10 protein-coding genes are annotated in these 12,936 nt (G+C 65.1%); 7 read left to right on the top strand and 3 right to left on the bottom strand.

Annotation, left to right across the window (positions count from 1 at the left end):
• The first annotated feature begins 146 nt into the window (after positions 1-146).
• From BG57_RS21645 to BG57_RS21635, 3 genes are all read left to right on the top strand, one after another.
• Complete coding sequence (locus tag BG57_RS21645) at positions 147-827, top strand: 2-hydroxychromene-2-carboxylate isomerase (protein ID WP_035967921.1); 681 nt, start codon at positions 147-149, stop codon at positions 825-827.
• A 146-nt stretch (positions 828-973) separates the two neighbouring features.
• Positions 974-1,942 (top strand): LysR family transcriptional regulator, encoded by a 969-nt coding sequence (locus BG57_RS21640; protein WP_035967943.1) that lies wholly within the window; start codon positions 974-976, stop codon positions 1,940-1,942.
• Between the two features lie 15 nt (positions 1,943-1,957).
• Positions 1,958-2,875, top strand: coding sequence for an AraC family transcriptional regulator (locus BG57_RS21635; RefSeq protein WP_035967920.1), 918 nt, complete (start codon positions 1,958-1,960; stop codon positions 2,873-2,875).
• 30 nt (positions 2,876-2,905) lie between these two features.
• Here BG57_RS21635 and xdhC read toward each other — a convergent pair whose 3' ends face one another.
• Genes xdhC through xdhA form a run of 3 tightly spaced genes read right to left on the bottom strand, consistent with a single transcriptional unit; the run spans position 2,906 to position 7,282 of the window.
• A complete protein-coding gene (gene xdhC, locus BG57_RS21630) occupies positions 2,906-3,397 on the bottom strand; it encodes a xanthine dehydrogenase accessory protein XdhC (RefSeq protein ID WP_035967919.1) in 492 nt (163 codons plus the stop codon).
• Positions 3,394-5,757 (bottom strand): xanthine dehydrogenase molybdopterin binding subunit, encoded by a 2,364-nt coding sequence (gene xdhB, locus BG57_RS21625; protein WP_035967918.1) that lies wholly within the window; start codon positions 5,755-5,757, stop codon positions 3,394-3,396. Before xdhB ends, xdhC begins: the two co-directional genes overlap by 4 nt.
• Before the next feature lie 10 nt (positions 5,758-5,767).
• Positions 5,768-7,282 carry a xanthine dehydrogenase small subunit gene (xdhA, locus tag BG57_RS21620; protein ID WP_035967917.1) on the bottom strand — a complete coding sequence of 505 codons (1,515 nt, stop codon included), beginning with the start codon at positions 7,280-7,282 and terminating at the stop codon, positions 5,768-5,770.
• Positions 7,283-7,621: 339 nt separating this feature from the next.
• Here xdhA and BG57_RS21615 point away from each other — a divergent pair, with 339 nt between their 5' ends.
• The 4 genes from BG57_RS21615 (at position 7,622) to BG57_RS21600 (ending at position 12,889) form a co-directional block, all read left to right on the top strand.
• Complete coding sequence (locus BG57_RS21615; RefSeq protein WP_035967916.1) at positions 7,622-8,842, top strand: MFS transporter; 1,221 nt, start codon at positions 7,622-7,624, stop codon at positions 8,840-8,842.
• A gap of 352 nt (positions 8,843-9,194) precedes the next feature.
• Positions 9,195-9,941 (top strand): GntR family transcriptional regulator, encoded by a 747-nt coding sequence (locus BG57_RS21610; protein ID WP_035967914.1) that lies wholly within the window; start codon positions 9,195-9,197, stop codon positions 9,939-9,941.
• A 13-nt stretch (positions 9,942-9,954) separates the two neighbouring features.
• Complete coding sequence (gene mdtD, locus BG57_RS21605) at positions 9,955-11,388, top strand: multidrug transporter subunit MdtD (RefSeq protein WP_035967913.1); 1,434 nt, start codon at positions 9,955-9,957, stop codon at positions 11,386-11,388.
• 226 nt (positions 11,389-11,614) lie between these two features.
• Positions 11,615-12,889, top strand: a complete 1,275-nt coding sequence (locus BG57_RS21600; protein WP_035967912.1) for an EAL domain-containing protein — start codon at positions 11,615-11,617, stop codon at positions 12,887-12,889.
• Positions 12,890-12,936: the final 47 nt, after the last annotated feature.

Raw genomic sequence — 12,936 nt, 5'->3', positions numbered from 1 at the left:
GGCCACGAAGAATGCAGGACACGACGCCCGCGCCTGACGAAGCTGGCCGAAGCTCGCGACACCCGCACGATCGGACGATGAGCGGCGATGAGCGGCAGCAGGCGACGAGGCCAGCGCCAGGCGCGCAAAAAGCAAGGAGAAACGACATGAGTGCCCCGCATTCGACCACTGACGGTCGGCCGTACTTTTTCTTCGATTTCATCTCGCCGTTCTCGTACCTGCTCCTCGAGCAACACGAGAAGTGGCCCGACATCCCGTTCGAGTTCGTGCCCGTGCAGCTGCTCAAGCTGCTCGACCGCTGGAAGCAGCCGCACGCCGCAACCATTCCGTCGAAGCGCGTCTTTACGTACCGGCACGCGCTCTTTCGCGCCGAACAGCTGGGCATTCCGTTCCGGATGCCGCCCGCGCATCCGTTCGATCCGGCCAAGGCGCTGCGGCTCGCGGTGCTCGCGGACAGCGATATCACCGTCGTGCGCAACATCTTTCGCTTCATCTGGCGCGAAGGACGCGATCCGTCGACGCCGGAAGGCTTTCACGCGCTGTGCGCGCACGTCGGCATGCCGGAGGCGGAATCGCGCATCGACGATGAAGACCTCAAGGCGAAGCTGCGCGACAACAACGACCGCGCCGTCGCGATGGGCGTGTTCGGCGTGCCGACGTTCATCGTCAACGATCAGATTTTCTGGGGCGAAGACACCTTGCCGATGGTGCTGTACGTCGCACGTTCGCCGAACTGGCTCGACGCCGCGGAAGTGAAGCGCATCAGCAATCTGCCGATGGCGCCGAAGGAAGCGGACTTCGGCAACGCGGCCGAAATCGGGGCATAGGGCGCGCCGAGCGACGCAATCGGCCGATGCCGCGCATAGGGCGTGCGCTATGGCGTCAAAAATCGGAACGCGGTTAACTTCGGTTGCGGCGTGGCGCGCGTGATGACGATGCGCGCGCCGCGCCTTCCGGTCTCTTGCCCCAAGCCATGAACGATCCCGCCGATTCCCTCGACATCTGGCTCATCCGCGTGTTGCGCACGCTGCTGCTGGAGCGCAGCGTCACGCAGACCGCGCAGCGGCTGAATCAGACGCAGCCGGCGATCAGCACCGCGCTGCGCCGTCTGCGCGAGATTCTGGGCGATCCGATCCTCGTGCGCGGCAAGCAAGGCATGGTGCCGACCGAATACGGCGAGACGCTGCTCGCTCCGGCGCAGCGCGCGTTGCGCGAGGTCGAGTTCGTCGCGACGCCGCACGGCGATTTCGATGCCGCCAGTTCTCGCCGCACTTTTCGCATCGCCGCGCCGGATTACCTGAACGATTTCTTCATGCCGACGCTCGTCGCCGCCTTCCGCGAGGCCGCGCCGAATGCGCGGCTGGAGATCGAATCGCTGAACCCGATGCGCGATCACGAGCGCGCGCTCGACGAAGGCGAGATTGACCTGATGGTCGCGAACTGGACGAAGCCCGAACCGCGTTTCGAACGCCACGACCTTTTCGCCGATGTCTTCGTCTGCCTGATGCGCGCGAATCATCCGCTTGCGCGCGAGCCGCTGACTGTCGAACGTTATGCGCTCGCCGCGCATCTCGCGCCGACGCCGTATAGCGGCGCGAAGCGTCATCCGATCGATATCGGCCTGGCGCGGGCGGGCATCCGGCGTCGCATCGTCACGACCATTCCGTACTTCGGGCTCGTGCCGCAAGTGCTGCTCCAGTCGGACCTGATCTTCACCGCGCCGCGCCGGTTCGCGCAGCATTATGCGGCGATGCTGCCGCTCGCCGTGCTCGATTCGCCGGTGCCGTTCCCGCGCATCAAGTGCTATCAGCTTTCGCAGCCGCAGCCGGATGAATCGACGGATATCGCCTGGCTGCGCGCGTTGATGTCACGCGTGTCGGATTCGCTGACGAACAGGAAGGTCGTTGTCGCCGACGAGTGGGCGAGCGCGGATTCCAAATGACATCGCTGTGACGATATGGACGCTCTCGACCGTTTGATTCAGCTGGCGCATCTTTCGGGCACGCTCGATTTGCGCTGTCTGCTGAGCGGCCCGCTGGAGCTCGACCATGCGCCCGCGCCCACTGGCGAAGCGGTTTATCACGTGGTGTTGAGCGGCGCATGCCGCGTGTTGCGCGAGGGTCATGCGCCGGTCGCGCTGGAGGCGGGCGATATCCTGTTTCTGCCTCGCGGCGATGCACACGTGCTTTCCATCCATGCAAACGCGCACGCCGGTTCCGGCCCGATGCAGGCGCGCGACAACGGCGCGGTCACCGTGCGAAGCAATTGCGGCGAGCAGGGGGCTTCGCTGGATCTGCTATGCGGACGCTTTCTGTATACGCCGCGCGCGCTGTTGATCGATGTATTGCCCGATTTCGTGCACGTATCGTTCACGAGCGATTCGGCGCCTTATCTTGCGCCGCTCGTCGGCGCAATGCGGCGCGAAGCGGAGGAAGCCGGACTTGGCGCACCGTCGATCGTGGCGGCGCTTTCCACTGCGCTTTTCACGATGCTGCTTCGCGCGTGGCTCGCGGGGCAGCCGACGCTCGCGGGCGTGCTCGGGCTGCTGGCGAACCGGCGATTGGGCGCAGCGGTGATTGCGATGCTCGAACGCCCCGCCGAACCGTGGACCGTCGAGATGCTGGCGAAGGAAGCGGCGATGTCGCGCGCCACGTTCATGCGCGCGTTCTCGGCGCATTCGGATACATCGCCGCTCGCGCTGCTGAGTCATGTGCGGATGCAGCTTGCAAGCACGATGCTCGCGCGCACGACGAAGAGCATCGCGGATGTTGCGGCTGAGGTGGGGTATCAGTCGGAAGCGGCTTTTTCGAAGCGGTTCAAGGAGGTGTATGGGGTCGCGCCGGGGAGGTATCGGGTGGGGGGTGTGGCGGGTTGAGGCCCCATCGCTCGACGAAAGCGCAAATTCCTACGCGACCGCGCGCATCGTCACTGATGCGCGCACAGCCTCCCGCACCCGCAACACCTCCGCCGCCACGGCCAGCGCGATCGACGGCGGCGCTTTATCGGCGATTCCTTCGACTCCGATCGGACACGTCATCTCCTGCAACCGCTCCGGCGCCAATCCACGTTCGACCAGTCTCCGCTCGAACTTCACGCGCTTCGTCTTCGACCCGATCAGCCCGAAGTAAGCGAAGTCCCGGCGCCGCATAATCCGCTGCGTCAGCGCGAAGTCGAGCGAATGATCGTGCGTCATCACGATGAAATACGCCCCGGCAGGCGCTTCGTCGACGATAGCCTCTGGCGCATCCGTCGCTTCGATCTGGACGTTGGCAGGAACCTCGTCGGGGAACAGCTCGTCGCGCGCATCGACCCATTGGACGACGCACGGCAGCATCCCGAGCACGTTGGCAAGCGCATGGCCGACGTGGCCCGCGCCGAACAAGACGACGTGCATCATGACCGCGCGCTCCTCACCGCATTCACCGCGCGAAGAATCTCCTCCGCGGTGGCCGGCGCGTTCAACGGCGGATTCACCTTGTGATCGCCCACAGCCGAGACCGCATCGCGAATCGCGAAGAACACCGAGAACGGCAGAAGAAGCGGCGGCTCGCCAACCGCCTTCGAGCGATGAATGCTGTCCTCCGCATTCCGGTTGTTGAACAGCGACACGCGGAAGTCGGCGGGCATGTCGTTCACCGTCGGAATCTTGTACGTGGACGGCGCGTGCGTCATCAGCTTGCCGTTATCGTTCCACCAGAGTTCCTCCGTCGTGAGCCAGCCCATGCCCTGCACGAACGCGCCCTCCACTTGCCCGATGTCCAGCGCCGGATTCAGCGATGCCCCCACGTCGTGCAACGCATCCGCGCGCAGCACGCGCATCTCGCCAGTCAGCGTGTCGACCACCACTTCCGACACGGCCGCGCCATACGAGTAGTAGAAGAACGGGCGGCCCTGCATCGTCGCCTGATCCCAGTGCAGCTTGGGCGTCGCGTAGAAGCCATCGGACCACAACTGCACGCGCGCGAGATACGCCTTGGCGACGACTTCGCCGAACGGGATCGCGTCATCGCCGACGATCACGCGATCGTTCGCAAAGCGCACCTCCGCTGCCGATACCGCGCCGCCGCCGAACGTCTCCGCCGCAAACGACGCAAGCCGCTCGCGCAACTGACGCGCCGCATCCTGCGCGGCCTTGCCGTTGAGATCCGTTCCCGTCGATGCCGCCGTCGCCGACGTATTCGCCACCTTGCTCGTATCGGTCGCCGTCACGCGCACGCGGACGAAGTCGATGCCCAGCTCATGCGCCACCACTTGCGCGACCTTGGTGTTGAGGCCCTGCCCCATCTCCGTGCCGCCGTGGTTCACGAGGATGGAGCCATCGGTATAGATATGCACCAGCGCGCCGGCCTGATTGAAGTGCGTCACGTTGAACGCGATGCCGAACTTCACCGGCGTGAGCGCGAGGCCCTTCTTCAGAATCTCGTTGTTGGCGTTGAACTCGCGCACGGCTTCGCGCCGGCGTCGATACTCGCTCGTCGCCGCAAGCTCGCCGATGAGTTCGTGCAGCACGTTGTCTTCGACCGTCTGTCCATACGGCGTGCGATTGTTCTCTGTCTTGCCATAGAGATTGGCGAGGCGCACATCAAGCGAATCGCGGCCAACCGAACGCGCGATGTTGTCGATGATGTACTCGATACCGAACGCGCCCTGCGGCCCGCCGAAGCCGCGAAACGCGGTGTTCGACTGCGTGTTCGTCTTGCCGCAAAATCCTTCGATCGCCACGTTAGGCAGCCAGTACGCGTTGTCGAAGTGACAGACGGCGCGCGTCATCACCGGGCCCGAGAGATCGGCGGAGAAGCCGCAGCGCGAAGTCATGTCGACGGCGACGCCTTCGATCACGCCGTCATCGTCATAGCCGACCTCGAAGTCGTACACGAAGTCGTGGCGCTTGCCGGTGATCATCATGTCGTCGTCGCGATCGGGGCGCAGTTTGACCGGGCACGACAGCTTCCACGCCGCCAGCGACGCGCAGCACGCGAACAACCCCGACTGCGATTCCTTGCCGCCGAAGCCACCGCCCATGCGTCGGCACTCGACGAGCACGTTATGGGACTGCACGCCGAGCACGTGCGCGACGAGATGCTGCATCTCCGTCGGATGCTGCGTTGAACAATAGACGTGCATGCCGTCGTCGTCCTTCGGCACCGCGTACGCAATCTGCCCCTCGAGATAGAACTGCTCTTGTCCGCCGAGCTTCATCGCGCCGCGTTCGTGATGCGTGGCTTTCGACATCGTGCCGCGCGCATCGCCGCGCGCGAGCTTCAGCGGATTGAGCACATACGATTGCGCGCGCCGCGCGTCCTCGGCGGTGAGCACGGCGGGCAAGTCCTCGAACGCGATATCCGCGCGACGCGCGGCGAGGCGCGCCGTATCGTGCGAATTCGCGACGACGACGAACATCGGCTGGCCGACGTATTGCACGACGCCCGGCGCAAGAATCGGATCGTCATGGATGATCGGGCCGCAATCGTTGACGCCGGGGATATCGTCGGCGGTGAAGACGGCGACGACGCCCGGCGTCGCGCGCACGGCGTCGAGGTTCATCGAAACGATCTTCGCGTGCGGCTTCGGGCTCAGGCCAAGCGCGGCGTGCAGCGTGCCCGCAACGAGCGGGATGTCGTCGGTATAGCTTGCGCGGCCACTGACGTGCAGATGCGCCGACTCGTGCGGACGCGACACATGGACCTGCTTGAAATCGCCGGCGGCGTCGGCGGCGGATTGCGCTTCGGCGAGAAAGGCTTCGGCTTGCTGATTCATTTCGATATCCTCACTTCACTTCGACGAGTTCGATCGCGCGTACATCCAGCTTCGATTTCGCGAGCGGATCGTGCGGACGCGTCTCCAGCCAGAAGCGGTACAGCAGGCTCTTCGCCGTATCGAGCCGATAGCCGCTCGACGCGCGCATGTCGGTGAGCGGCGCGTAGTCGTCGGCGAGCGCGCGCATCGCGGCTTGCGCAGTCGCTTCGTGCCATTGCACATCGGCGAGCGCGGCTTCGGCGCGCGCGGCGCGCTTCGGCGTCGCCGCCATGCCGCCGAACGCGATGCGCGGCTCGCGGATCACGTCGCCATCCGCGATATAGGCGAACGCGGCGCAGACGGCGGAGATGTCGGAATCGAAGCGCTTCGAAAGCTTGTAGGTCCGAAAGCGCAGGTTCGCACGCTTGCCCGTGCGCGTCGGCACCCGAATCGCGGCGACGAATTCATGCTCGGCCATGTCCTTCTTCTGATAGGCGATGTACAGGTCTTCGAGCGGCATCTCGCGGGTCCCGTCGATGCTCGCCAGCACGACGCGCGCGTTCAGCGCGATGAGTCCGGGCATCGAGTCGCCGATGGGCGAGCCGTTCGCCACGTTGCCGCCGAGCGTGCCTGCGTTGCGAATCGGCAGCGACGCGAAGCGCAGCCACATTTCCTCGAGTTCGGGATACGTCTTCACGAGTTCGGCATACGCGCGCTCGACCGTCACGCCCGCGCCGATTTCAATCCACTCATCCGTCGTCTCGACGCGCTTCATCGCCTCGATCTGGCCGATGTAGATGACATCGCCGAGATCGCGCAATTGCTTCGTCACCCACAGGCCGACGTCCGTGCTGCCCGCGAGCAGGCGCGCGTTCGGCTTCCCGGCCTTGAGCTTCGCGAGGGCTTCGAGGGTGCGCGGGGCGTCGAACTCGCGGCCGGCGTGCTCGTAGTGGAATGTGTCGTCGCGCTGAAGCGTAGCGAGCGTCTTTGCCAGCGATTCCTTGTTGAGCGGCGCGAGCGGCGCGTGATCGAACATGCGCTCGGCGGCATCGATGATCGCGCGATACCCCGTGCAGCGGCACAGATTGCCGGTCAGCGCGTCGCTGATTTCCTGGCGCGACGGCGGCGGCTTGTGCGCGCAAGTCGCGTTCGCGTGGCCGTGCTTCTCGTAGAGCGCGAACATCGACATGGCGAAGCCAGGCGTGCAGAAGCCGCATTGCGAACCGTGGCAATCGACGAGCGCCTGCTGCACCGGATGCAGCGAGCCGTCCGGCTGGCGCAGGTCTTCGACGGTGCAGAGCGCGCGGCCATCGAGCGTCGGCAGGAACTGCACGCACGCGTTTACCGCCTTCAATGCGACGCCGCCCGCGCCGTCCGGCTCGCCGACGACGACCGTACACGCGCCGCAATCGCCTTCGGCGCAGCCTTCCTTCGTGCCGGTGCAGCGCGCGTCTTCGCGCAGGTATTGCAGGACGGTGCGCGTCGTCGACGCGCCGCTGATTTCGCGGATGGCATTGCGATGATAGAAACGGATGGGCTCGCTCATGGAATCGTGTCTCGCGGGGCTTCATGCGGCTTGCTGGTTGCGCGGGGTGCGCAGCCGGTGGCGGTGAGGTCGGTGGACTCATTTTCAGACTGGTCCTACCGCCTCGATGGTTCGAAACCTATCACTGCCAAAATCCGCGACCCATAGCCGGCATTGCATGAACGACATATTGGCGTTGCGATAAGTCCCGAAAGCCTTATCCGGCAACGAAGAGGCGGAAAGCGAACGATCGACCGCATCGCCGGTTTGGACTATCCAGTTACAAAACGACCGCGACGCTGCGCCGCAACATATGGGAGAATCACGCCTTCCCGCCGAATTCAACCCCGCACTTTCCCTATGTCCTCCGACTCCCGCACTGCGGCCGCCCCGCAAAGCGACCTGGCTGTGACTCTACGCATCGTCTCGGTCGTGCTGTACACGTTCCTCTGCTACCTGACGATCGGCATCCCGCTCGCCGTGTTGCCCGGCTTCGTGCATACGGACCTCGGCTATGGATCGGTGATGGCCGGCGCGGCGATCAGCGTCCAGTACTTCGCGACGCTCGTCTCGCGGCCGCTGGCAGGCCGCACCGCCGACACGCTCGGGCCGAAGAAGACCGTGCTTTACGGGCTGGCGGCGTGCGCGGCAAGCGGCGTGCTGCTGCTCGGCTCCGCGCTCGCGGCGCAATGGCATGCGGTGAGCCTCGTGCTGCTGGTCATCGCGCGGCTCGTGCTCGGCTTCGGGGAAAGCTGGGTCGGAACGGGATCGATTACGTGGGGCATCGGGCGCGTGGGTGTCGCGAACAACGCGAAGGTGATCTCGTGGAACGGGATCGCCACGTATGGCGCGCTGGCGATCGGTGCGCCGCTCGGCGTCGCCATCGATCACTCGCTGGGCTTCGGTGCGCTCGCGCTGATCGTGATTGCGCTCGGCGCGCTCGGGTACTGGCTCGCGACGCGCATGGCGAGCGTGCCGGTCGTGCATGGCGAACGGATGTCGTATCGCAGCGTGTTCTTCCGCGTGCTGCCGTATGGATTCGGCCTTGCGCTGGGATCGGCGGGCTTCGGATCGATCGCGACCTTCATCACGCTGTTCTATGCGGCGCATCACTGGCCGAACGCGGCGCTGTCGCTGACGGTGTTCGGCACGACGTTCGTCGGCGCGCGGCTCTTGTTCGCCAACACGATCAAGGCTTACGGGGGATTTCGCGTGGCGATCGTCTCTTTCGCGCTCGAGTGCGCTGGGCTGTTGATGCTGTGGCTCTCGGCGGACCCGACGTTTGCGCTCGCGGGTGCGGCGTTGACGGGATGCGGCTTCGCGCTCGTGTTCCCGGCGCTAGGCGTGGAAGCGGTTGGCCTCGTGCCGCCCGCGAGCCGGGGCGCGGCGCTGTCGGCGTATTCCGTGTTCCTCGATTTGTCGCTCGGATTGACCGGGCCGCTCGCGGGGTATGTCGCAGGCGAGTTCGGGTATGGATCGGTGTTTCTGTTCGCGGCGGTCGCTGCTGCGGCGGCGGTGGCGTTGTCGGTTGCGCTTTATGTGCGCGGTGGCCGGGGTGTGGGCGGGGCGGCGACGGCTTGACGGCATCTGCGTCTTTGTAGCCGACACCTCGCGCTGATGCCGCTGTCGCGCGCTCGCGAAATCGCGCCGGGCGCATGCGCGATGAGATCGGCATCATCACGATACTTCTTGCGGGCAGGCATCGATTTAACCGGCGATGTCTTTCTCGGTTGACGAACATTCGGTCGGCTTCCGCAGAGCGTCTCGATTCTCCAGTCGCGTCACCTACTTGCTGAAGCATCGCAAGATGCGCCAGCCTCCTGTCGCACCGATGCGTCTCCCCCATGCATTCATCGACAAACGACGCAATCGCCCGCCCCTTTGCGTCCACCGTTTGTCTTAAAATCCCCGCTTAGCCCACAGCGTCCGATTTATGAACTCGACCTCGGAAGACCGCTGGCGCGACTTGCGCCCGGACCCGGACAGCGACACGCCGCTTTATCTCCAACTCGCCCGCAAGCTCGCCACCGCCATTCACGACAACCGCTGGCACGCCGGTGAAGCGTTGCCGTCCGAACGCGTGCTGTCCGAGGCGCTCGGGGTATCGCGGATCACGTCGAGAAAGGCCATCGCACTGCTCGTCGAACAAGGGCTCATCCGACGCGAACAGGGTGCAGGCAGCTTCATCCGGCCACGCTACGAGGACCCGCTCTCGCGTCTGTCGAGCTTCTCGGAGATGCTCCGGCGGCGCGGCTTCCAGCCAAGTTCGAAGTGGCTCTCGCGCACCATCGAACCGGCCAATCGCGAAGAGGTCATTCAGCTTGGACTGTCGCCCGCCGCCGCCGTCGCGCGCCTCAAGCGCCTGCGTCTCGCCGACGACACCGTCATGGCCGTCGAGAACTCCACCTTTCCCGCCTCGCTCGTCCCCGATCCGCTTTCCATCGGCGACTCGCTCTACAGTTATCTCGATGCACACGGCCTATCGATCGTGCGCGCGCTCCAGCATTTCCGCGCCGTGAACGCGAGCCCGGAGATTGCTGAGCAAATGGGCATCGCGCCGCACGACGCGCTCTTGCTGATCACGCGCGTCGGCTATACCGCCGATCAGCGCGCCATCGAGCTCACCGATACCTACTGTCGCAACGAGTATTACGACTTCGTGGCCGAACTGCGCAAATAACGCCGCCCCGCTCATGACCGATACCGCCACAGCGCAGCCCGACGACCGATCGCTCTCCATCATGCTGTGGCTCGTCGCGACGGGCTTCTTCATGCAGACGCTCGATTCGACTATCGTCAATACCGCGCTTCCCGCGATGGCCAGAAGTCTCGGCGAGGCGCCGCTGCGCATGCAGGGCGTCGTGATCGCCTACTCGCTCACCATGGCGATGATGATTCCCGTATCCGGCTGGCTCGCGGACAAGCTCGGCACGAAGCGCGTGTTTTTCAGCGCGATTCTCGTGTTCACCATCGGCTCGCTGTTGTGCGCGAAGGCGCAATCGCTGCAGGCGCTGGTCGCTTATCGCGTCGTGCAGGGCATCGGCGGTGCGATGCTGCTGCCCGTCGGACGCCTCGCCGTGCTGCGCGTGTTTCCGGCGGAACGGTATCTGTCCGCGCTCGCGTTCGTCGCGATTCCGGGGCTGATCGGGCCGCTCATCGGACCGACGCTCGGCGGCTGGCTCGTGCAGATCGCGTCGTGGCACTGGATCTTTCTGATCAACGTGCCGGTCGGCGTGATCGGCTGCATCGCGACGAATCTGTATATGCCCGACAGCCGCAATCCCGCGACGCCGCGCTTCGATCTCGCGGGCTATCTGCTGCTCGCGGTCGGCATGGTCGCGCTGACGATCTCGCTCGACGGCCTCGCCGATCTCGGCCTGCAACACGCGATCGTGCTCGTGCTGCTGATTCTGAGCTTCGGCTGCTTCATCGCGTATGGACTGCACGCGACGCGCGCCGCGCAGCCTATTTTCTCGCTCGATCTCTTCAAGATTCACACGTTCAGCGTCGGCTTGCTGGGCAATCTCTTCGCCCGCATCGGAAGCGGCGCGATGCCTTATCTGATTCCGCTGCTGCTGCAGGTGAGCCTCGGCTATTCCGCATTCGAAGCCGGCATGATGATGCTGCCCGTCGCTGCCGCCGGCATGCTGAGCAAGCGGCTCGTGACGCGGCTGATCGAACGGTACGGTTATCGGCCAGTGCTGGTGGTGAACACGGTGCTCGTCGGCCTGATGATGGCGAGCTTCGCGCTGACGAGCGCGCATCAGCCGCTTTGGCTGCGCCTCGTGCAACTGGCCGTGTTCGGCGCCGTCAATTCGATGCAGTTCACCGCGATGAACACGCTGACGCTCAAGGACCTCGGCACCGGCGGCGCGAGCAGCGGCAACAGCCTGTTTTCGCTCGTGCAGATGCTGTCGATGAGCCTCGGCGTGACCGTCGCCGGCGCGATCCTGTCGACGTTCACCGGGCTTTTGCCGCGCGTCACCGAGACGAACTCGCTGCCCGCATTCCACGCGACCTTCCTTTGCGTCGGCGTGATCACGGCGGCGACCGCGTGGATCTTCGGCCAACTCGCGCCGGAAGTGCGGGGGACATTGAGGAAGCCGGACCCGTCGGAATCCAATTGAACGCGTGCCGTACGGAGCCTCGCGTGTATCCGCCATTCCGATGTGCGCGCCGCACCGCGCCGGTGCCATTCGCACCGCGACGCGACGCTCGCATGACGCTTGATTCATCGGCTTGTCCACCCCACGCACCGCTCCGTGCATTCGCATGATTTTTGCTCGAACGGTCGGACGCCCGATCTTGTAAACTCCCTCTATCCCAATAAGCCGGTTCCCGCGCGCCCAGACCATGAGCATGGTTGATATCGACCCTCCCCGCTTCCAGCCGCCGCGCCCTGTCGCCGGCGACGACGGCTCGCGTCGCACCGTGCTGTACGGCGAATACACGGTCTTCAGCGTGTTTCAGCCGGTGTTCTCCGTGTCGCACAGGCGGGCGATCGGCTATCACGCGTCGCTGCGCGCGCGCGACGATACGCATCGCCATGTGCCGTCGCACGAGGTTTTCACGCAGGCCGCGCGGCGCGGCGATCTGCTCGAGCTCGGGCGGCTCGCCGAGTCGCTCCATCTGGGCAACTTCAACGCGTTCGACAGCCACGACGAATGGCTTTTCCTGAGCCTTCATCCCGCCGCACTGATGGACACGAGCTACGGCGATGCGCTTCTCGCCGCGCTGAAGGACATTGGCTTGCCGCCGCAGCGCGTCGTGCTCGAAGTGCCTGAACAGGCCGGCGGCGAGACGGCGCGTTTCACCGCAATCGTCGATTCGCTGCGCAAGTCCGGCTTTCTGATCGCGCTCGATGGCTTCGGCGTCAAGCATTCGAACATCGATCGCGTATGGCATTTGCGGCCCGACATCGTGACGCTCGACCGCTGCATCCTTCAGCAAGCGACCGAGCATTCGCATATCGAGCGCGTGCTGCCGCGGCTCGTGTCGCTGCTGCATGAATCGGGGCAGCTCGTGTTGATGGGCGGCCTCACGACCGAGCGCGACGCGTTGATCGCGCTCGAATGCAACGTCGATTTCGTGCAGGGCGCGTACTTTGCGCAGCCGAGCGTGGACGCGGTGCATCCGCAAGTCGCGGCGAGCACGATGGATGCGCTGTCGGCGGCGTCGCGCGAACGCGTCGTGGCCCGCGAGCGCGCACAAGCGACGCGTCTCGAGCCGTACGTGAGCGGGCTCGAGCGTGCGGCGGTCAGGCTGATGGAAGGCGAAGCACTGACTTCCGCGACGAGCGAACTGCTGCAACTGGCCGATACGGCGCGCTGCTTCCTGCTCGATCACGCGGGCCGGCAGATCGGCGATAACGTCGTGCCGGTGGTGCGGACGTCGCAGCGCGCTAAGCGGTTTAGTCCGCTGCTGCATTCGGAAGGCGCGAGCTGGGAACGCCGACCGTACTTCATCGAGGCGCTGCGCGCGCCGGGGCGCGTGCATCTGACCGCGCCGTATCTGTCGATCAATGAAGCGCACTTGTGCGTGACGGCGTCGATCGCCGCGCAGACGCCGTTTGGCTTGCAGGTGTTGTGCGTGGACATCAACTGGGAATCGACGCCGCGGCGGCGGTGATCTTCAACGCAAGCTGTCCGAAGCAAGTTCGGATCGTTGTCTTGCGA

The organism is Caballeronia grimmiae (assembly GCF_000698555.1).
GTDB lineage: Bacteria > Pseudomonadota > Gammaproteobacteria > Burkholderiales > Burkholderiaceae > Caballeronia > Caballeronia grimmiae.
The sequence above is the reverse complement of the archived record's forward strand: the minus strand, read 5'-3'. Positions and strand labels throughout refer to the sequence as shown.